The organism is Nonomuraea sp. NPDC003201 (assembly GCF_053590415.1).
In genome coordinates, this window is the sequence record NZ_JBSFTC010000090.1 from 17,917 (window position 1) to 37,109 (window position 19,193).

Sequence of the window (19,193 nt, forward strand, 5' to 3'; positions counted from 1 at the left end):
GAGCGGGCGGTGCAGGTCAGACGCCGTGGCAGACGCATGCCGGTAGCGACACGGCAGTGGCCCCCGGGTCCTTGGCCGCGGCCTCGACGTCCGCCAGGATCTTCTCTCGCTCTTCGCGCATGATGAGGCGACCGCGGGTCACCACGGCATGGATCGCGCGTGTGTTGCGGATGTCGGCGAGCGGATCGGCGTCCAGCACGACCAGGTCGGCCACCTTCCCCGGCGCGATGGTGCCCACGGTGTCGGCGCGGCCGAGGTAGCGAGCGGCGTCACGGGTCATGCTCTGGAGTGCGGCAATCGGGCTCAGCCCCGCTCGTACCAGCAGGGACAGTTCGTCGTGGACGCTGAAGCCGGGGAAGACGTACGGGTTGTAGCAGTCGGTGCCGCCGATGACGCCCACACCGGCCCGGTGCGCTTGGCCGACCATCCGCAGCAGGGCGTGGCAGAACCTCCGTTGCTGCGTGACCTGCTCGGGCGTGACAGGTGCGATCTGTTTGAGGTGATCCGCCCACGCCGCCTGGTCCAGGGCCGGGATGTACCTCAGCCGCGGATCGTTCGCGTAGGTGGCCGCGGGTTGGCTGACCACATGCAGAACCGACAACGTGGGCGACTGCCACGTGCCGTTGCGTTTGAGGAGGTCGAAGAGCGCACGCGCCTTGTTCGGGTCGAAGCTCTCCACGGCTACCCGCTCCAAGTCGCGCACGAGGTTGTACCACTCCCGCGGCGCGGCGGGATCGATCGGTGTGTCCGCCATGCGACGGCGGAACTCCTCCTCCCTGCTGGAGGTCGACAACGTGATCCCCAGCAGGTGCTCGAAGCTGCGCTGCCCGCCGTCGCTGGCCTCCGGCACCGACAGCAGGTACGGAGTGTGGCCCGCGACCTGTAGCCCCTGCCTGCGGGCCTCGTCGACGACGATCGGGAAAGTGTCACGGCCAAGATACGAGTAGATCTTGATGAAGTCGGCTCCCTCGGCCTTGGCCGCGCGGACCGCCTGCCTGGCGTCGGCCTCGGCGCTCACCCGCGTCGGGAGGGGCCCGAGCAGCGAGGCTGGACCGTCGATGATGTTGCTGGCCAACACCATGCGAGGACCGAGCAAGTCGCCGCGTTCGATCCGGTCACGCACCGCGTGCAGCGCGGGGAAGCCCCACATTTCCCTGATGCCGGTGACGCCATTGGCGACGAACAGGGGAGGCGCGATCCGCTCTTGCCCGCTCCCGTGCGCGTGCATGTCCCATAGCCCGGGGATGACGAACTTCCCGTGCAGGTCCACGACTCGTGCACCCTGGTGTGCCGATACTCCGACGTCGTGGCCCACCCAGGTGATCCATCCGCCGGCGATCACTACGCTGGCGCCGTGTAATGGCCTGGCCCCCGTGCCGTCGATCACGGTGGCCCGCCGCAGCACGGTGACCGCTGCGCGCTCGGCATGGGCGGCCGAGGTCGAGAACGTGGGCAAGGTGCTGCCCGCCGCTGCGGCGCCCACACCGGCCAGTGAAAGCCCGCGCAGGAAATCGCGACGACTGCTCTTTGGGCTTGGCGCGTTGTACACCGTTCTCCCCTTCTTTCTCACGGTTGTCAGCTCACAACCGGGTGCGCCGGTTATCGCGAGGGTGAACCTTCAAGACGATCAGGAGGGATCTCCACGATGCCGCCCGCCGGACGCCGGCGGACTCGACGAATCGGCTGGTCGCCGATTACAGCCAGCCGCGGGACTCGGCCACGCGGACGGCCTCGGCACGGTTACGGGCTTCGGTCTTGCGGATGGCCGAGGACAGGTAGTTGCGTACGGTGCCGTCGGTGAGGAACAGCCGACTGGCGATGTCAGCCACGGTGGAACCGTCAGAGGCGGCGCGTAGCACTTCGGCCTCCCGCTGGGTCAGGGGGCTCGGACCGACTGTCAGGGCCGTGACGGCCAGTTTGGGGTCGAGCACTCGCTCACCCGCCAGCACCCGTCGCACGGCCGCCGTCAGCTCCGTGACCGGAGCGTCCTTGACCACGAACCCGGCCACGCCCGCGTCCAGTGCCCTGTCCAGGTAGCCGGGCCTGCCGAAGGTGGTCACGATGATCACCTTCCGGTCCCGCAGACGTGCGGCGACCTCCAGCCCCGACAGGCCCGGCATCTCGATGTCGAGCAGGATGACGTCGGGGTCGTGCTCTGCCACCGCGGCCACGACCTCGTCGCCTCGCCCCACCTCGGCGACCACCTCGATGTCGTCCTCCAGCCCGAGCAGCGCAGCCAGACCTCCCCTGACCAGGTCCTGGTCATCCGCGATCAGCACCCGGATCATGACGCGTCAGCCAGCGGGACACGGGCGTAGAGACGGTAGCCGCCGTCGGCCGGCCTGCCGACCTCCAGCAGTCCGCCGGCCTGCGCGACCCGCTCGGCCAGTCCGGTCAGCCCGTTGCCCTCGCGCTGCCCGGAAAGCTCCGCCCGGTCCGCGCCCGGGCCGGTGACCCTGCTCGGCGCCGATGTGGCGACCGTCCGCTCGCCGGTCGTGCTGCCGGTACGGATCCCGCCGACCGGTGATCCGTCATCGTGGACCTCCACGCTGGCCGCTCCCGCGTCCACGCGCAAGTCCATCCAGCAGTGCCGGGCCCGGCTGTGCCGCAGCACGTTGGTCGCGGCCTCCCGTACGACCCACGCCAGCAGGATCTCGGCAGCGGCGGGAATAGGCCCATCCGCGGGGGAGACCTTGAGCTCGATCCCGGCCAGCCGCAGCTCGCGCGCCGCCTTGTCCAGTTCCTCCGACAGCGCCGGCGCGCGATAGCCGGCGACCGCGTGCCGTACCTCGTCCAGTGCCTGGCGGGCGACCTGTTCCATGTCGGTCATCTCGCGTGCCGCCCGCTCTGGGTCGGTACGGGTCAGCCGGGCGGCGAGTTGGCTTCTGACGATGATCGAGGTCAGCGTGTGCCCCAGGATGTCGTGCAGGTCCCTGGCGAAGCGCAGCCGTTCGTTCTCCACCGCCAGCTGCGCCACCTCGGCGCGGGCCGCGTCCAGCCGGGCCAGCAGCATCCCCATCCGCTTCATGCTGTCCACCGCGGCCGCCTGCGCCGCGATGGCGACCGGCACCCACCAGATCCCCCCGAACGAGACCCCCTGCACCATCAGCGCGACCGCCTCCACGCCTGCGGTCACCGCCACCGCGGCGACGAACGCGACACCCTGCAGTGAGGTGGCCAGCGCGCTGACGACGAACACGAACGAGATGTACGCCCACGGAGGTCCGAGCACCGGTAGTAGGGACAGCGCCGCGACGATCAGCCCGGCCGAGGCAGGAAGGAGGGGCCGCCTGGTGCCGAACATCCGCCACATGACGGCCACCCAGCAGGCCGCGAACACCGCCACCGCCCCGAACGCCCACACCACCCGCCAGGCTCCTGGCCCCGACTCCAGCAGCGACCAGAGCGGCCAGCCCAGCAACAGCAGCCACGCCAAGGCGCCGGCCCGGATCGCCCGGCGGCCCCGGCCGAAGTCCCCCTCCGCCATGCCCACCTTCACAGAGCCCGACGGTAGCGCCAGACGGCCAGCACGCCGACCGCTGTCCCGGTGGGCCACTCGCCCTCCAGCGCCTGCCAGCCAAGTGAGCCCGCCTGATAGGCCGGGCTGTATTCGGCCAGCACCCGCATGCCCTCGGGCATCAGCTGTACGGGCAGCCACAGTCCGCCCAGGACGGACAGACCGAAGTAGACCGCCATCATGGCCAGGTTCGCGGCTTGTCCCTTGAGTGTGTAGCCGAAGGCGATTCCCAGGGCGGCGAAGGGCATGACACCCAGCCAGATCAGCACCACCAGGGCAGGCCAGGTCCACAACGGCAGCCGTACCCCGGCGAACAGCGCGCCCGCGGCCAGGACGACGACGATGCTCGGCAGCACCCCGGTCGCCCCGCTGACCAGCTTGGCCACCACATAGCCATGCGCCGGCAGCGGAGTCACCGCGAGCTGCCGCGCCCAGCCCTTGCTGCGCTCCAGCGCGATGGCGCCGCCGATGAACAACGCGCCGCCCATCGAGCCGTACGTGGCCATCGACACCATGGTGGCGGCGGCGAAGTCACCCTGCTGCTCCTGCGGCACCACGTTCAGCACCTTGGTCCACAGCAGGTACAGGGCCACCGGGAAGCCGGTCAGCAGGACCAGCCCGGCGGGGTTGCGAAAGCCGCGCCGCATCTCCAGGCTCAGATACGACCTCACCGCTCCTGCCCTCCCGTCAGGCTCACGAAAGCGCTCTCCAGATCAGTGCTCGCCGTGCGTACGTCCCTGACGTCGTCAAGCGCGTCGAACGTCGCGAACAGGGCGCGCAAGGTGGCGTCGGAGTCGCCCGTGCGCAGGACGACCGTGCGTCCCTCGATGCGCATCTGGCGAACGGCGGGCAGCCCCTCGAACCGGCTCACATCGGCGCTGTTGGTCTGGAAGCGGATCTCCGTACCGCCGACCAGGGATTTGATGGCGTCGACCGGTCCATCCGCCACGATCTTGCCGTCCGCCAGCAGCACGATCCGGTCGGCGTAGTCGTCGGCCTCGGTGAGGTAATGGGTGGCGAACACCACCGTGCGGCCCTCCACCGTCCGGGCGCGTACCTCTTGCCACAGGGCGCGGCGGCTCTCCACGTCCAGGCCCACGGTGGGTTCGTCGAGGACGAGCAACGCCGGATCCCCGGCCAGCGCCAGAGCGAACCGTACCCGTTGCTGCTGCCCACCGGACAGCCGTCCAACCCGCCGCCCGGCGAGGTCCTGTATGCCCGCCGCCTGCATCACTCGCTCGACCGGCATCGGGTGCGGGTGCATGCCGGCCACCGCGGCCACCAGTTCCACCACCCGCACGTCGTCCAGCAGCCCGGCATCCTGCAGCAACGCTCCGACTTCGCCTTTCTGGAGGGCCTCGGTGGGCGGACGGCCGAACACCCTGGCCGTTCCCTTGTCGGGAGGGAGGAGTCCCAGGGCGATGGACAGCATGGTTGTCTTGCCCGCCCCGTTGGGTCCCAGCACGGCGACCGTCTGCCCTTTTTCCACGTTCAGATTCACACCGTCGAGCGCGATGGTGGTGCCGTAGTGCCTGCTCACGGCCTTGAGCTCTAGCGCGATTCCCATGCGTTCAGCATGAGCGAGGCAGGGGACGCGGCCATAGTGCCGTGCGTCAGCCAGCCCCATGTGACAAACGTCAGGTTCCGCAGACTGCCGGGCTGCCCCGATTCCACGTTATGCATCCCCTGCGCGGAACGAATCTACATTGTAAAGGCGCCGGGTGCGAGCAAACCTCCCAAGCAAGAAAACACCCCACTCAAGCGCAGCAGGGCCACCGCCGCGTCGGACCCGGCCCTGGCGCCTTCACCCCCGCGTGGGTCGTCGGACGTCGCGTGTATCGTGGCTGGTTAGGGGGATATTCGTCCGGCGCCGCGCTGATGACCAGCAGAGGGTGTGATCGCGGTCCTGGTCCGCGTTGGAGCGGCCTCAGGCTCGGCATCTCACTGATCAAGGGCTCGATCATGGAACTTCAGAACCAGACCGCGCTGGTGACCGGAGGCGGCTCGGGCATCGGCCGGGCGACCGGGCTGGCGCTCGCCCGCGAGGGGGCCTTCGTCATCGTCGCCGGTCGCGGCGCCGATCACCTCGCCGAGACGGTGGCGGAGATCGAGGCCGCGGGTGGCAGGGCTCGTGCCGTTCCCACGGATCTCAACGACCTGGACGCGCTGCGGCGGCTCGCCGACGAGGCCGGTGACGTCGACATCCTGGTCAACAACGCGGGCGTCTACCCCTTCATGCCGACCCCGAAGCAGGATCTGGAGTCGTTCATGCAGGTGTTCGACACCAACGTACGGGGGCCGTTCTTCCTGACCGCCGCCCTCGCGCCGAGGATGGGGGCCAAGGGGTCCGGCAGCATCGTCAATGTCAGCTCGATCGCCGCTCTTCAGGGCATCCCGGACGCCGCCGCGTACGGGGCGACGAAGGCCGCTCTCGACGCCCTCACTCGCTCGTGGGCCGCCGAGTTCGGCAACCGTGGGGTGCGGGTCAATTCCGTTGCCCCTGGCAACACCAGGACCGACAACGTGGTGAAGGCCCTCGGTGAGGAGATGTTCGAGGAGTGGGGGCGGACGGGCAATCCGCTCGGCCGCCTCGGCCGTCCGGAGGAGGTGGCCGAGGCGATCCTCTTCCTGGCCTCCCCGCGGTCGAGCTATATCACCGGGGTGACCCTGCCGGTCGACGGCGGCTACGTCGCGCGCGGCTGAGCGGGCTTCGGCGGGGTCGGGTCCGTCGTGGTGTCCGACCAACTGGCGAACGAACGCCGGCGTCGAGCGGGGGATCAGCCGAGCGGGACCTCTGCCGAGCGGGAGGGGACGGCGTCGAGCGTGTTGAGCGTGGCGTGGTCGAAGGTGATCGTGGCGGCGGCGATGTTCTCCTCGAGGTGCTTGATGCTGGAGGTGCCGGGGATGAGCAGGACGTGGGGGGCGTGGTGCAGCAGCCAGGCGAGGCCGACCTGTGAGGGTGTGCGGTCGAGGGATGCCGCCGCGGTGAGGACGGCCGCTTCGTCGGTCACCTTCGGCATCTGGGGGAAGGCGCCGCCGAGGGGGAAGAACGGGACCCAGGCGATGCCCTCGGTCCGGCACAGCTGGAGCATGGCTTCGTCGTCGCGGGTGACGAGGCTGTAGGCGTTCTGTACGCAGGCGATGCCGGCGGGGATCGCTCGGCGCAGCCCGTCGAGGGTGACGCTGCCCAGCCCGATCGCGCCGATCTTGCCCTCGTCGCGCATCGCCGTCATCACGGCGAGCTGGTCGTCGAGGTCGACCGCCTGTTCGCCCGTGGCCCGTAGCCCGGGGCCGGCGTCCAGGCGGCGCAGGTTCACGACCGGGATCTGCTCCAGGCCGAGGCTGACGAGGTTGTCCTCCACGCTGGCGCGGAGTTCTTCGGGTCGCTGGGCGGGGCGCAGCGGGATCGGGCCGCCGGGGTTGGGGTCGGCGCCGACCTTGCTGACGACCATGACGTCGTCCTGTGGGCGGATCGCTTCGCGCAGGAGCTCGTTGGCGAAGCCGTTGCCGTAGAACTGGGCGGTGTCGATGTGGTCGACGCCGAGGTCGATCGCGCGGCGCAGGAGAGCGAGGGCTGTGTCGCGGTCGTGGTGCAGGCGTTCGAGCTGTGCGGTGCCGTAGCCGATGCGGGACACGGTACGTCCGGCGAACGGCGCGGTGCCGCCTGGCCGAGGGGTGTTGACCGGTTGTTCGGCGGAAAGGGGGTTGCTGGAGGCCATGGGGATCCCCGTCCACGTAGGATGTCAGAGATATCGGAGGGTCCTCCGGTATCTCTGACTGACTATAGAGCAATACCGGAGGTTCCTCCGCTTTGAGTTCGCCCGAATCGGCGTCCGCCGGCACCTCCGCGGAGCGGCCGGCCACGACGCGGCGCCCGCTGCGTGCCCACGCCCAGCGCAACCGGGACACGCTCATCGCCGTCGCCCGGACCGCCTTCGCGGCCGCCGATGACACCGTCCCGCTCGAAAACATCGCCCGTGAGGCGGGCGTCGGGATCGGCACCCTCTATCGCCATTTCCCCACCCGCGAAGCGCTGGTGGAGGCGGTCTACGCCGCCGAGCTCGACGACATCGCCACGAGCGCCCCCGCCCTGCTCGAACGGTTCCCGCCGCAGATCGCGCTGCGTGCCTGGATGGAGCGGTACGCGGCGTTCAGCGCGGTGAAGCGCGGGATGGCCGACGCGCTGCGCGCCGGCCAGGCCTCAGGTCGCATCCCGACCTCCACCACCAGGGAACGCATCACCGCCGCGATCGCGACGATCCTCGCCAAGGGCGCCGAAACGGGCTCGCTCCGTGCGGACGTCGATCCGGACGAGGTCACCACGATGCTCCTGGGCATCTTTCTCGCCACGGCGGCCCGCGATACCCTCGAGCAGACCGGCCGGCTCCTCGACCTGCTCGTCGACGCGCTCCTCCCCGGGGCGGGCCGCTAGCGGCGGCCCGCGTCGTCTACTGGGCCTGCCCGCCGCCGAACACCGCCTTCAGGAGCTTCTGCAACGCCTCCGGGAACACCTGCATCAGGTCGACTGCGGCGTCCCCGCTGGTCAGCGAGGCGGTCAGGGTCTTGCTGCCGTCGGGTGCGCTGTACATCAGCGCCCCGTAGCCCAGGGTGCTGCCGTTGTGGTGGAAGACGGTGCCGCCGCAGTCGGGGCCCAGGTCCTGCACGAACAGCCCGAAGCCGTAGCCGAGCTTCCCGTACGGCTTGCGCATCTCGGCCAGCAGCGCGGCCGGCAGGAGTTTGCCGCCGTTCAGCGCGGAGGCGAACGTCTGCAGGTCCTTGGTCGTCGAGATCATGTCGCCGGTGCCGTGCAGCAGGGAGGGGTTCTGGCGGGTGACGTCGACGACCTTCCACTGGCCGGCGTCCTCGTACCGGTAGTAGCCGTGGGCGTGCGGCCCGGGGATCTCCGTCCGGGTGCCCGGCACCATGGTGTCCGACAGTCCGAGCGGCCCCAGGATCCGCCGCCGCATCTCCTCGGCGTAGGAGCGGCCGGTGACCTTCTCGATCAGCAGCAGGGCCAGCGTGTAGTTGGTGTTGGAGTAGCTCTGGTCCGTCCCCGGCTCGAACCGCGCCGGCTTGGACAACGCGAACCGCACCAGCTCTTCGGGCCGGTAGGTGTGGAGGCGGTTGTCCACCCACTCCTGGCCTATCGAGGGGATTCCCGGCACGTACGTCCCGTCGGGGTCGAGCTCGCCGGTGTGGTTGAAGACCCCGCTGGTGTGCTGCAGCAGCATCCGCACGGTGATCCGCCGGTCCAGGCCGAACTCGGGCAGGTGGTCGTCCGCCGGGCTGTCCAGCCCGATCTCGCCGTCGGCCACCAGTTGCAGCACCAGGGTCGCGGTGAAGGTCTTGGTGGTGCTGCCGATCCGGAACCGCCCGTTCGTCGGCGGCTTCGCATCCTCGCCCAGCTTGCGGACCCCGGCGCTGCCGACCCACTCGCCCCGCTCATCGTGCACGCGCAGCTGCATCCCGGCGAAACCGGCGTCGACGAACTCCTGGACGGCCTTGTGCAGCTCCGGGCGATCCTGCCCGGCAGCGATCTCCGGCACGGTCACAGATTCACTCATGGTCATTCCTCGATTCGCGATAGTACGTGTTTCGTTCAGCTCGAAAGCTACGTTGCGTTCAGAGGAACGTCAATCTAAAGAGACGCATTTGCCCAGTTAAACAGGCATAAATTGGCGCAATGACGCTGCCGCCGAAAGCAACACCATGTTGCAATGAATGGCGGCTAAGGCAACACTGAGGGCATGCCAGGAGGACGATTGACCCAGCAGGACCGCCAGCGCATCGCGGCCGGACTCACCGCCGGACTCTCCTACCGCGAGATCGCCCGCCGGCTCGGCCGGCAGACCTCGACGATCACCCGGGAGATCGCGCGCAACGGCGGCCCTGCCGGCTACCGGCCCCAGCAGGCGCACCAGGCGACGGTCCGGCGGGCTCGGCGCGGCACGCCGGCGCCCCCGCACCCGGCCGCACCGCCGATCGAGACGATGGAACAGGAGATCCTCGAGGCGGCGGTCAGGGCGGGGATGCCGAGGACGGCCGCGCGCGTGCACCACGACCTGACGCTATCCAGGGACGGCAGGCGCACCGCCGCCGAGCTGGCCCGCAGGCTGAACGTCAGCCCGGCCTCCGTCTCCGTGGCCGTGAACTACCTGGTCCAGCAGGGCTATGCCCGGCGCGAGCGCGATCCGCGCCGCCGTCGCGACGTCTACGTGATCGACAATGACGCCTGGTACCACTCCGTCGTGATCAGCAGGCGGCAGACCCTCGAGACGGTACGGGCCACGATGGCGGTGGCCGAGACCTACGGGCTCGACAGCCCCGTGGGAGAACGGCTGGCCAAGACGGCGGCGTTCCTGGAACACCTCAGCCTGGACATGATCGAGTCGGCCGACCGCTGGCGCGGTCTCCTGGCGTGACGGGACCTGGGAAGCCGGGCGGTCGCGAGGTGGGCGTCGCGGTCAGGCCGGGTCGCTCCGGGGACCCGACCTGACGGCGAGGTCGTCAACGGGCAAGAGGGTGAGTGCCCGGTTCGAGAGGCCCGGACAGGTCAGGCGGGAACGGCGCGGGCGATGCAGATGCGAGCCTGCAGCCGGGGCCCGGCCTCGTAGAACATGAACTCGACCCCGTCCTGGGTGCCGAACGAGGGCGCGGCCACGCGGCCGTTGTCCGAGGCGATCGGCGAGTGGAAGACGCCGAGGTGGACCTCCTTGTCGAAGGCGTTGCCGACCTCGGTGATGCGCATGTTGCCGTCATTGCCGTGGTACGCGACGTACGTGGTGCCGTTGCGCTTGACCAGGGACGGGCCCGAGATGTCGGTCACGCCGTCGGGTTCGGGGTTGACCAGCGGCTGCTGGCTGAACTGCCAGCCGTCCCAGCCGTTGGGGGACCAGCCGTAGAAGAGGCGGCGGCCGTTCTTCACACCCATGAAGACCATGACGTACTTGTTGCCGCGGCCCGGAAGGGAATGCTCGAAGACCCGGGCGTAGGAGGTCTCGGAGGTGCCGGACACCAGGCGGGTGCTCAGGATGGGGGTCTCGTCGGTGAAGGTGATGCCGTCGGTGGAGCGGGCCACGCGGGTGGTGAAGTTCTCGCCGTGGAAGTAGCAGAAGAACTGCCTCGTGGCGGCGTCCCAGGTGACGTGCGGCGAGGACACGTGGCTGACCGTGGTGGTGGGCAGGTTCCTGTCGATGATCGGGTTGCCGCTGTAGTCGTGGAACGGGCCCTCCAAGGTGTCGCTGAAGGCCACGCAGATGCCGCCGGGGTTCTCATGAGGGGCGTAGTAGAGGTAGTAGCGCGAGCGCGGGTTGCCGAGCTTGTCGTACACCCCTCTGATGCAGGGGAAGATGAACTCCCCGGTGCGGTTGTAGTGCAGGGGGAGGGCGAGCGCGTCCCGCACGTATCGGAACACCGGCATACCCGCCGGCTGGGCGGCGGTCCCGGCGCCGGCCGGCCGGGCGACGACGCCGCCCGTGGTCACGGCGCCCAGAGAAGCGGCGCCCAGAGTCGCGGCGCCGCGTAACACGCCGCGTCGGGTGAGCGGACGTAAGTCCCGGCCTGATTGATGGATGGTCAACATGCCCTCCGATCCTGGTCGCGACAGGCGATGAGCGCCGTGCGGCCGGCAATGCCTTCGCCCTCGGCGTCACTGTATGTTGCCATGGCCGGAGGAAGCCGTACCAGCTGATAATACGAATTACTCAGCGATTATCTCTTGACGCCCAACTCTGCCCGGTTCCAGAATGACCGAACTAATACGCATTATCGAAACGACGGGTGATACGCACTGTGACTGCTTCAGGGCGGCGGCTGACGCAGCAGGACATCGCGCGCATGGCTGGAGTGAGCCAGACGACGGTGTCCCTGGTGCTCAACGGAAGGGCCGAGGGCGAGGTACGGATCTCGCCCGAAACCCGCGATCGGGTCCTTCAGGTGATCAGGGAGACCGGGTACGTGGCCGACCCCGCCGCGCGCCGGCTCGTCGAACGGCGCAACCGCATCTACGGCGTGTTCACCTACGAGGCCGTCTTCCCCGCGGAGAGCGCCGACTTCTATCACCCGTTCCTGGTCGGGATCGAGGAGTGCGTTGAGGAGGCGGGCTGCGACCTGCTGCTGTTCACCAGCGCCAAGGTGCAGCAGGGGGAGCGGCGGCGGATCTTCAGCGCGGAGAGCCGGATCCGGCTGGCCGACGGATGCGTCCTGCTCGGCCGGACGATCGACCGGGAGGATCTGTCCAGGCTGCTGTCCGAGGGCATTCCGTTCGTCTCGGTCGGCCGCCGCGACGACGCGGGCGGTCCGGTGCCGTACGTCGGAGCGGACTATCCGCCGGCGGTGCGCGCGCTGGTCGAGCGGGCGGCGGCGCTCGGGCACCGGCGGATGGCCTACGTCGGAGCGGGGGAGGGCCCGGAGTCCTACGCCGACCGGTTTCGCGGTTTCACCGAAGGCGTGGCCGCGACCGGTGTCGAGGGGCTGCACCTGACCACCGCGGACGGGCTGTTCGACTGCGGCGCGACCGTGGTGTTCGCCGAGGAGCTGGCCGACGGCGTGGCCATCGCCGAGGCCGCCGAGGCCCGCGGGCTGGACGTGCCGCGCGACCTGTCCATGGTCGCGATGGGCGCGCCCACGAGGCCGGTGTCGACCGACATCGACTTCTCCGGGCTCCGCATCCCCCGGCGGGAGATGGGCCGCAGGGCCGTCGAGCTGCTCACCCAGGTGCTGGAACGCGGCGGCATCCCGCAGGAACTGCTGGTGTGCGAGCTGGTCGAGGGATCGACGCTGGCACCCGTACATGAGGAGAGGTAAACCCCCACGTGGTTGAGATTTCGGCAGACGCGCTCGTCGTCGGCGGTGGGCTGGGCGGCGTGGCCGCCGCGCTGGCCCTGCTGCGGGCCGGGCGATCGGTGGTGCTCACCGAGGAGTACGACTGGCTGGGCGGCCAGCTCACCAGCCAGGCGGTGCCGCCGGACGAGCACACCTGGGTGGAGCGGTTCGGCGTCACGGCGAGCTACCGTGCGCTGCGTGACGGCATCCGGCGCTACTACCGCGACCATTACCCGCTGACCGAGCGGGCGCGGGCGTGGCCGGAGCTGAACCCGGGCGCCGGGCACGTCAGCAAGTTGTGCCACGAGCCCAGGGCCGCGGTCGCGGTCATCGAGGCCATGCTGGCCCCGTACCGGGGGTCGGGCAGGCTGCGCGTGCTCCAGCCGTACCGGCCGGTCGGGGCCGAGGTGGACGGCGACCGCGTCACGGCCGTGCGGCTCGCGCACCGCGACGGGGGCGAGGAGATCACCGCGGTGGCGCCGTACGTGCTGGACGCCACCGAGACCGGCGAGCTGCTGCCGCTGACCGGCATCGAGTACGTGACCGGGTTCGAGTCGCAGGCCGACACCGGCGAGCCGAGCGCCCCGGCGGCGGCGCAGCCGTTGAACATGCAGGCCGTGTCCGTGTGCTTCGCGATCGACCACGTCGACGGTGACCACACCGTCGACAGGCCCGCCTCGTACGACTTCTGGCGCGCCTACCAGCCGCCCTTCTGGGGCGACCGGCTGCTGTCGTGGCGCTGCCCGAGCCCGCGGACGCTGGAGATCGTGGAGCGTTCCTTCACCCCGAACCCGGGTGACGACCCCCGCCTGGTGGCGGCCGACCAGCGGGTCAATCCGGGCGACGGCAACCTGTGGACGTTCCGCAGGATCGCCGCCCGCGACAACTTCCTGCCGGGCGCGTACGACAGCGACATCGCGCTGGTCAACTGGCCGATGATCGACTACCTGGAGGGTCCGGTCATCGACGTGCCGGACGCCGACCGGCACCTGGCGGCGGCCCGTGAGCTGTCGATGTCGGTGCTGTACTGGCTGCAGACCGAGGCCCCCCGCCACGACGGCGGCACCGGCTACCCGAGCCTGCGGCTGCGCGGCGACGTCACCGGCGGCGCCGACGGGCTCGCCCAGGCCCCCTACATCCGCGAGTCCCGGCGCGTCCGGGCCCTGACCACCGTCACCGAACAGGACCTGTCCGTGGCGGTACGCGGCGACAAGGGCGCCGTCTCCTATCACGACTCGGTGGGCGTGGGCATGTACCGCATCGACCTGCACCCGTCGACCGGCGGCGACAACTACATCGACGTCGCCTGCTCCCCGTTCGAGATCCCTCTCGGGGCGCTGATCCCGCAGCGGATGAGCAACCTCCTGCCCGCCTGCAAGAACATCGGCACCACCCACATCACCAACGGCGCCTACCGCCTGCACCCGGTGGAGTGGAACGTCGGGGAGGCGGCCGGCGCGCTCGCCGCCTTCTGCCTGGACCGCGCCACCACGCCGCACGCCGTGCGCGCGGACGGCCGGCTCCTGGCCGACTACCAGGACCGGCTCGTCCGCGACGGCGTGGAGCTGCGCTGGCCCGACGTCACCGGCTACTGACGCCAGAAGGAGATCCCCCATGAAAGCACCCCTGGCTGCCCTCGCGCTGGCCGCCCTCCTTACGGTCACCGCCTGCGGCGGCGGTGAAGCGCCGGCCGCGCAGGGCCCGCAGCCGCTGCGCATGTCGATCTGGACCTCCAACGAGGCCCACCTGAAGCTGTTCAAGGAGATCGCCGCCGAATACCGCAAGTCCCACCCGCAGGTCGGCGAGATCACCTTCGACCCGATCCCGTTCGAGAACTACACCACCACGCTGACCACGCAGATCGCCGGCGGCAACGCCCCCGACCTGGCCTGGATCCTCGAGAACTCCGCCCCCGACTTCGTCGGCTCCGGCGCCCTCGTCCCGCTCAAGAGCAAGGTCGAGAACGCGGCCGAGCTGGTCCCCGCCGCCACCCGGCTGTGGGAGCGCGACGGCGAGCTGTACGCCTACCCGTTCTCCACCTCGCCCTTCGGCGTCTTCGTCAACACCGACCTGGTCAAGGCCGCGGGCCAGAAGGCGCCGCGCGAGCTGATCAAGGCCGGCCAGTGGGACTGGGAGCACGCCAACGAGATCAACAAGGCCGTGGCGGCGAAGGGCAAGAACGGCCTGACCGTCCTCAACTTCGACTACAAGGCCTGGGACAACCTCGCCACCGTCTGGCAGGGCTGGGGCGCCAAGGCGTGGAGCGACGACGGCGGCACGTGCCAGTTCAACGCGCCCGAGATGGTCGATGCCATGACGTTCATGCACAAGGCGATCTTCACCGACAAGTCCATGCCGGGGCCGGGCACCGCCGTCGACTTCTTCTCCGGCGACACGGCGATGGCCGTGGCCCAGATCTCCCGCGCCGCCATGCTGAAGGACGCGACGTTCAAGTGGGACCTGGTGCCGCTGCCCGCCGGGCCGAAGGGTGAGTACGCGGTCATCGGCCAGGCCGGGATCGGCGTGCTGAAGAAGTCGCCGAGGGCCGCGCAGGCCGCCGACTTCCTGGCCTACTTCACCAACTCCGCGAACTCCGCCAAGCTCGCCGCGTACTTCCCGCCCGCGCGTACCTCCCTGCTGACGGCCGACACCATGGCCAAGACCAGCCCCCTGCTGAACGGCGACCAGCTCCAGAAGGTGGTGATCGACGGCATCGAGAAGGGCGTGGTCAAGCCCAACCACAAGGGGCAGGCCGAGCTCGCGCAGACCGCCAGGGCCGCACTCGACCCGCTGTGGAAGCCGGACGCCGACGTCAAGGCGGTGCTGGACGGCGTGTGCGCGAAGATCCAGCCGCTGCTGGGCGGATGACGTGGCGGTGACGGATCTCGGCAACCGGGTGGCTGACCGCGCCGCCGCCCGGCCCCGCCACTTCTGGACCATCCCCCGGCGCGACGCCCTCGTCGGTTACCTGCTGATCTCGCCGCAGCTCGCCGGAAGCGCGCTGTTCGTCCTGCTGCCGCTCGGGCTGGTCGTCTACTACAGCCTCCAGGAGTGGAACGTGCTGGCGGGCACGTTCGAGTTCGTCGGGGGCGAGAACTACGCCAAGCTGCTCGCCGACCCGAACATGGGGCAGGTGCTGACCAGCACCGCGCTCTTCTCGGTCGGCCTGGTCGTGCTCAACCTCGCCCTGGCCCTCATCCTGGCCATCCTGCTCGACCAGCGGCTGCGTGGCACCACGTTCTTCCGCACGCTGTTCTTCTCGCCGGTGCTGGTGTCGCTGGTCGCCTGGACCATCGTCTGGCAGTTCCTGCTCCAGCAGGACGGCGGCATCAACGGCCTGCTCGGCGCGGCGGGGGTGGACGGCCCCAACTGGCTGCGCGGCGAGACCACCGCCCTGCTGTCGGTCGTCGTCGTCCAGGTCGTCAAGAACGTGGGGCTCAACATGGTCCTGTTCCTGGCCGCGCTCCAGGGCGTGCCGCGCCAGCTGTACGAGGCGGCGCAGCTCGACGGCGCCGGCGCCTGGACCCGGTTCCTGCGCATCACGGTGCCCCTGATCAGCCCGACAATCCTGCTCACCTCGATCATCACCGTGGTGGGGTCGCTGCAGGTGTTCGCGCAGATCGCCGTGCTCACCCAGGGCGGGCCAGGTATGTCCACCACTGTCCTTGTCTACTACCTGTACCAGCAGGCCTTCCAGTTCCGGCACCTCGGCTACGGCGCCACCCTGTCGGTCCTGCTGTTTCTGATCGTCGCGGCGCTGACGTTGCTGCAGTGGCGGCTGCGCCGGAGGTGGGTCTTCCATGAGTCGTAGGGTCAAGCTCGCGTTGTACGCGCTGCTGTGCGTGTTGTGCGTGCCGTTCGTCTTCCCGACCTGGTGGATGGTCACCTCGTCGGTGAAGCCGATCAGCGACATCTTCGCCTTCCCGCCCGCGCTGGTGCCCTCCAGGTTCGACTTCTCCACCTACAGCCGGGTCTTCGAGCTGCAGCCGTTCGGGCAGCAGTACCTCAACAGCCTCTACATCGCCGCGGTGGTGACCGTCGGCACGATGGCGGTGGCCGCGATGGCCGGCTACGCCTTCGCCCGCATCCGCTTCCCCGGCCAGAACGTGCTCTTCCTGGTCGTGCTCGTCGGCCTGCTGATCCCCAGCGAGGTGACGATCGTCCCGCTGTTTCAGATGTTCCACGCGGCGGGGATGACCGACACGCACTGGCCGCTGATCCTGGTGCCGATCCTGGGCGCGCCCAGCGTGCTGGCGACGTTCATCATGCGGCAGTTCTTCATCACGCTGCCGGACGAGCTGGAGGAGGCCGCCAGGGTCGACGGGCTCGGCCGCTTCGGCACCTTCTGCCGGGTGGTGCTGCCGCTGGCCAGGCCGGCGCTCGGCGCCGTCGCCATCTTCACCTTCCTGCACTCGTGGAACCTCTATCTCGAACCCATCGTGTTCCTGTCGACCCCGTCGAAGTTCACCCTGCCGCAGGCGCTCACCCAGTTCGTCGACGCCTACGGCTCGCCCCTGTGGAACGTGCAGCTGTCCGCCGCCACGATGACCGCCCTGCCCATCCTGGTCGTCTTCGTGCTGGCCCAGCGGCAGTTCATCGAAGGGCTCGCGCACACCGGTCTGAAAGGCTGACCATGCTCTCCCGCCGCACCCTCCTCCGCGCCGCCGCGCTGCTCCCGGCCGTCCCCGTGCTCGCGCCCGGCACCGCCTTCGCCGCCATCCCCTCCCTGCCGCCGGCTATGGACCGCACGGCGTTCGCCCCCCACGAGCAGCGCTTCGCGCCGTACCTGGCCACCCTCGCGCCCATGGTCAACGACATGGACTCCAGCGGCTTCTTCGCCGGCGGCTGGTGGCGTACGCCGGCGGCGTCGTACAACGCCCGCGTGCAGGAGCACGTCTTCACGCTGGCCTGGTTCCACGCCAACGCCCGCCCGTGGAACCCGTACGCCGGGGACGCGAGCCTGCTGGCCGCGCTCGACGCGGCGCTCGGCCACTACCTGTCACTCCAGCACCCCGACGGCTCCTTCCCCGAGTACAGCCGCGACCAGCACGGCCTGGCCCCCACCGGGTTCGGCCTCGGCTACCTGGCCAAGACCCTGCGCCTCCTGCGCGCGTCCGGGGCGCTGCCCGCGCGGCAGGCGCAGCTCACCGCCGCGTTGCGTAAGGCCATGACGTGGTTCCTGGACGCCGGCAACCGGGTCGTCTGGCAAGATCGCCTCACCTGGGCGAACCAGACCACCTCGGGCCTGGCAGGGGCCGCGCACGCGCTCCAGCTCGACCCCGACCCCGCGCTCGCCGCCCGCCTGACCGAGGCGTTCGCCCGGCTCCCCGCGGTCGGCCAGAGCCCCGCCGGCTTCTTCTACGAGGAGGGCGGCCACGACATGAACTACAACTTCGAGGTCATGCTCCCCGAGCTGGCCGATGCCTACCTCCACAGCCGGGACCCGCACCTGGTGGACATGGCCCGCGCGTTCACCGGCTTCCTGTCCTACAACCTGCTGCGCGAGCCCGACGGCGCCGGATACCTGGTCAACGTCGCCCCCTCCACCCGCACCAGCGCCCGCTGGTACGACGAGGTCCGGCCCGACCCCGACAGGACCGCGCTCAACTGGACGTTCACCCGCCAGGTGCCGCTGCTGTCGGCCTTCATGACCGCCCACGAGGACCTGGCCGACGCCCGTACGGCCTGGGCGGCCTCCACCGACCCGGTGACGCCGCTCGCCAAGCAGGACACCTCGCCCCGCATCCTCACCCACGGCCTGTACGGCGAGCGGTTCCCCAGCAGGCGGCAGCGGGCCGAGGCCATCGCCGACCTGCCCTACCTGCGCTCGAACGACTTCGCCGAGCTGCGCAGGGACGGCGGCCAGGACTTCCTGTACGTTCGCAAGCCCGGCCTGTACCTGGGCGGCTACTTCGGCACGCGCGCCTCCCGCAGCCGTACCGGCCTGACCTTCCTGTGGCACCCCGACGCCGGCACGATCATCTGCGGGCTCAACGACAACAACTACGCCTGCTGGTCCACCGTCTTCCCCGGCCAGGCGCCCGACTCCAACGGCTCCCTGCCCGCCACCTACTTCCACGGCGCCCCCGGCGGCCGCGAGTGGACCGCCGGCCGGGCACCCGCCGCCCTCGGCATCCGCTACGGCAACGCGAACGTCACCACGGACGTCCTGGTCACCCGCCAGACGATCCGGCGCACGGTCACCGCGAACGCCGCCGCCACCGAGCAGATCCCCCTCGTCCTGCATCCCACGGACGTCCTCACCTTCACCGACGGCACCCGGGCGGCGTTCGGCGGCACGACCACCGCCACCGCCGACGGCTTCGACCTCCGCCGGGGCCGCACCACGATCCGCCTGCGCTGGAACACCCCTCTGCAGGCGACCCTGGCGGCCGGCAGCGTGCGCTACTTCCGCGACGGCGCCCGCCGCTTCCACGCCCTCCGCATCCCGCACCAGGGCACGTTCGACCTCACGGTCATCATGGGGTGACGCGGCCGCCGGGCTGGTGACCTCAGCCGTCGCCGATCCGCACGCGGTGGCTGTCGCCGTCGGACAGGAACGCCGCCAGCGCCCGCCCCTGCTCGCCGACGGCGTCGCGGTCGGCTCCGGACAGGTGGCCCAGCGGGGTGACGGCCACCGTGCCGTCCTCGACAATCCAGGTCGCGCGGACCCGGCCGTCGACCAGGACCACGCGGGCGCCGGCGACCGACAGGCCGCGGTGGGCGTCGTCGATGATCCGGCCGCGGTCGTGGTAGCCGAGGATCGCGTTGTCGAAGGCGGGCAGGAACCGCACCGGCGCGGGCGTGCCGGGGTCGGGACGCGGCGCGTCGGGCAGGTCCAGCAGCTCCCGGC

Annotated in this window: 18 protein-coding genes; 9 read left to right on the forward strand and 9 right to left on the reverse strand. The window is 70.2% G+C overall.

Annotated elements, in window-relative coordinates:
- Positions 1-16: 16 nt before the first annotated feature.
- From ACWDX9_RS28220 to ACWDX9_RS28240, 5 genes are all read right to left on the reverse strand, one after another.
- Positions 17-1,570 carry an amidohydrolase family protein gene (locus ACWDX9_RS28220; protein WP_449959124.1) on the reverse strand — a complete coding sequence of 518 codons (1,554 nt, stop codon included), beginning with the start codon at positions 1,568-1,570 and terminating at the stop codon, positions 17-19.
- A gap of 124 nt (positions 1,571-1,694) precedes the next feature.
- Complete coding sequence (locus ACWDX9_RS28225; protein WP_449959126.1) at positions 1,695-2,288, reverse strand: response regulator; 594 nt, start codon at positions 2,286-2,288, stop codon at positions 1,695-1,697.
- On the reverse strand, positions 2,285-3,487 hold the full coding sequence (locus tag ACWDX9_RS28230) for a sensor histidine kinase (RefSeq protein ID WP_449959128.1): 1,203 nt from the start codon (positions 3,485-3,487) through the stop codon (positions 2,285-2,287). The genes ACWDX9_RS28225 and ACWDX9_RS28230 overlap by 4 nt, the downstream gene beginning before the upstream one ends.
- Before the next feature lie 8 nt (positions 3,488-3,495).
- Positions 3,496-4,188 carry an ABC transporter permease gene (locus ACWDX9_RS28235; protein ID WP_449959130.1) on the reverse strand — a complete coding sequence of 231 codons (693 nt, stop codon included), beginning with the start codon at positions 4,186-4,188 and terminating at the stop codon, positions 3,496-3,498.
- Positions 4,185-5,084, reverse strand: a complete 900-nt coding sequence (locus tag ACWDX9_RS28240) for an ABC transporter ATP-binding protein (protein ID WP_449959132.1) — start codon at positions 5,082-5,084, stop codon at positions 4,185-4,187. Before ACWDX9_RS28240 ends, ACWDX9_RS28235 begins: the two co-directional genes overlap by 4 nt.
- Before the next feature lie 395 nt (positions 5,085-5,479).
- On the opposite strand from ACWDX9_RS28240, the gene ACWDX9_RS28245 reads away from it, so the two are divergent.
- Entirely contained in the window at positions 5,480-6,220 is a 741-nt protein-coding gene (locus ACWDX9_RS28245; RefSeq protein WP_449959134.1) for an SDR family NAD(P)-dependent oxidoreductase, read from the forward strand.
- Positions 6,221-6,294: 74 nt separating this feature from the next.
- On the opposite strand, the gene ACWDX9_RS28250 is transcribed toward ACWDX9_RS28245, so the two are convergent.
- A complete protein-coding gene (locus tag ACWDX9_RS28250) occupies positions 6,295-7,236 on the reverse strand; it encodes an aldo/keto reductase (RefSeq protein WP_449959135.1) in 942 nt (313 codons plus the stop codon).
- Between the two features lie 92 nt (positions 7,237-7,328).
- On the opposite strand from ACWDX9_RS28250, the gene ACWDX9_RS28255 reads away from it, so the two are divergent.
- Positions 7,329-7,949, forward strand: coding sequence for a TetR/AcrR family transcriptional regulator (locus ACWDX9_RS28255; RefSeq protein WP_449959137.1), 621 nt, complete (start codon positions 7,329-7,331; stop codon positions 7,947-7,949).
- A gap of 16 nt (positions 7,950-7,965) precedes the next feature.
- On the opposite strand, the gene ACWDX9_RS28260 is transcribed toward ACWDX9_RS28255, so the two are convergent.
- Complete coding sequence (locus tag ACWDX9_RS28260) at positions 7,966-9,081, reverse strand: serine hydrolase domain-containing protein (protein WP_449959139.1); 1,116 nt, start codon at positions 9,079-9,081, stop codon at positions 7,966-7,968.
- A gap of 198 nt (positions 9,082-9,279) precedes the next feature.
- Between ACWDX9_RS28260 and ACWDX9_RS28265 the strand changes: the two genes are divergently transcribed.
- Positions 9,280-9,939, forward strand: coding sequence for a helix-turn-helix domain-containing protein (locus ACWDX9_RS28265; RefSeq protein ID WP_449959141.1), 660 nt, complete (start codon positions 9,280-9,282; stop codon positions 9,937-9,939).
- Positions 9,940-10,070: 131 nt separating this feature from the next.
- Here ACWDX9_RS28265 and ACWDX9_RS28270 read toward each other — a convergent pair whose 3' ends face one another.
- Entirely contained in the window at positions 10,071-11,000 is a 930-nt protein-coding gene (locus ACWDX9_RS28270) for a hypothetical protein (RefSeq protein ID WP_449959143.1), read from the reverse strand.
- Between the two features lie 308 nt (positions 11,001-11,308).
- Between ACWDX9_RS28270 and ACWDX9_RS28275 the strand changes: the two genes are divergently transcribed.
- From ACWDX9_RS28275 to ACWDX9_RS28300, 6 genes are read left to right on the forward strand one after another with little or no spacing between them, the layout of a single operon-like run.
- Entirely contained in the window at positions 11,309-12,322 is a 1,014-nt protein-coding gene (locus ACWDX9_RS28275; protein WP_350742018.1) for a LacI family DNA-binding transcriptional regulator, read from the forward strand.
- Between the two features lie 8 nt (positions 12,323-12,330).
- Positions 12,331-13,935: an FAD-dependent oxidoreductase gene (locus ACWDX9_RS28280; RefSeq protein WP_449959145.1), complete on the forward strand. Its 1,605-nt coding sequence runs from the start codon at positions 12,331-12,333 to the stop codon at positions 13,933-13,935.
- Positions 13,936-13,954: 19 nt separating this feature from the next.
- Positions 13,955-15,208, forward strand: a complete 1,254-nt coding sequence (locus ACWDX9_RS28285; protein WP_449959147.1) for an ABC transporter substrate-binding protein — start codon at positions 13,955-13,957, stop codon at positions 15,206-15,208.
- 1 nt (position 15,209) lies between these two features.
- Positions 15,210-16,151, forward strand: coding sequence for a carbohydrate ABC transporter permease (locus tag ACWDX9_RS28290; RefSeq protein WP_449959149.1), 942 nt, complete (start codon positions 15,210-15,212; stop codon positions 16,149-16,151).
- A complete protein-coding gene (locus ACWDX9_RS28295) occupies positions 16,141-16,971 on the forward strand; it encodes a carbohydrate ABC transporter permease (protein ID WP_350742026.1) in 831 nt (276 codons plus the stop codon). Before ACWDX9_RS28290 ends, ACWDX9_RS28295 begins: the two co-directional genes overlap by 11 nt.
- Positions 16,972-16,973: 2 nt before the next feature.
- Complete coding sequence (locus ACWDX9_RS28300; RefSeq protein WP_449959151.1) at positions 16,974-18,830, forward strand: hypothetical protein; 1,857 nt, start codon at positions 16,974-16,976, stop codon at positions 18,828-18,830.
- A 22-nt stretch (positions 18,831-18,852) separates the two neighbouring features.
- Here the strand turns inward: ACWDX9_RS28300 and ACWDX9_RS28305 are convergent.
- On the reverse strand, positions 18,853-19,193 hold a 341-nt coding region (locus tag ACWDX9_RS28305), incomplete at its 5' end, for a DNA glycosylase AlkZ-like family protein (protein ID WP_449959153.1).

Bases quoted from the DNA above. Each gene is read 5' to 3' on its own strand.
- ACWDX9_RS28225 (WP_449959126.1), bottom strand. From the start codon at position 2,288: ATGATCCGGGTGCTGATCGCGGATGACCAGGACCTGGTCAGGGGAGGT.
- ACWDX9_RS28230 (WP_449959128.1), bottom strand. From the start codon at position 3,487: ATGGCGGAGGGGGACTTCGGCCGGGGCCGCCGGGCGATCCGGGCCGGC.
- ACWDX9_RS28240 (WP_449959132.1), bottom strand. From the start codon at position 5,084: ATGGGAATCGCGCTAGAGCTCAAGGCCGTGAGCAGGCACTACGGCACC.
- ACWDX9_RS28245 (WP_449959134.1), top strand. From the start codon at position 5,480: ATGGAACTTCAGAACCAGACCGCGCTGGTGACCGGAGGCGGCTCGGGC.
- ACWDX9_RS28250 (WP_449959135.1), bottom strand. From the start codon at position 7,236: ATGGCCTCCAGCAACCCCCTTTCCGCCGAACAACCGGTCAACACCCCT.
- ACWDX9_RS28260 (WP_449959139.1), bottom strand. From the start codon at position 9,081: ATGAGTGAATCTGTGACCGTGCCGGAGATCGCTGCCGGGCAGGATCGC.
- ACWDX9_RS28285 (WP_449959147.1), top strand. From the start codon at position 13,955: ATGAAAGCACCCCTGGCTGCCCTCGCGCTGGCCGCCCTCCTTACGGTC.
- ACWDX9_RS28295 (WP_350742026.1), top strand. From the start codon at position 16,141: ATGAGTCGTAGGGTCAAGCTCGCGTTGTACGCGCTGCTGTGCGTGTTG.
- ACWDX9_RS28300 (WP_449959151.1), top strand. From the start codon at position 16,974: ATGCTCTCCCGCCGCACCCTCCTCCGCGCCGCCGCGCTGCTCCCGGCC.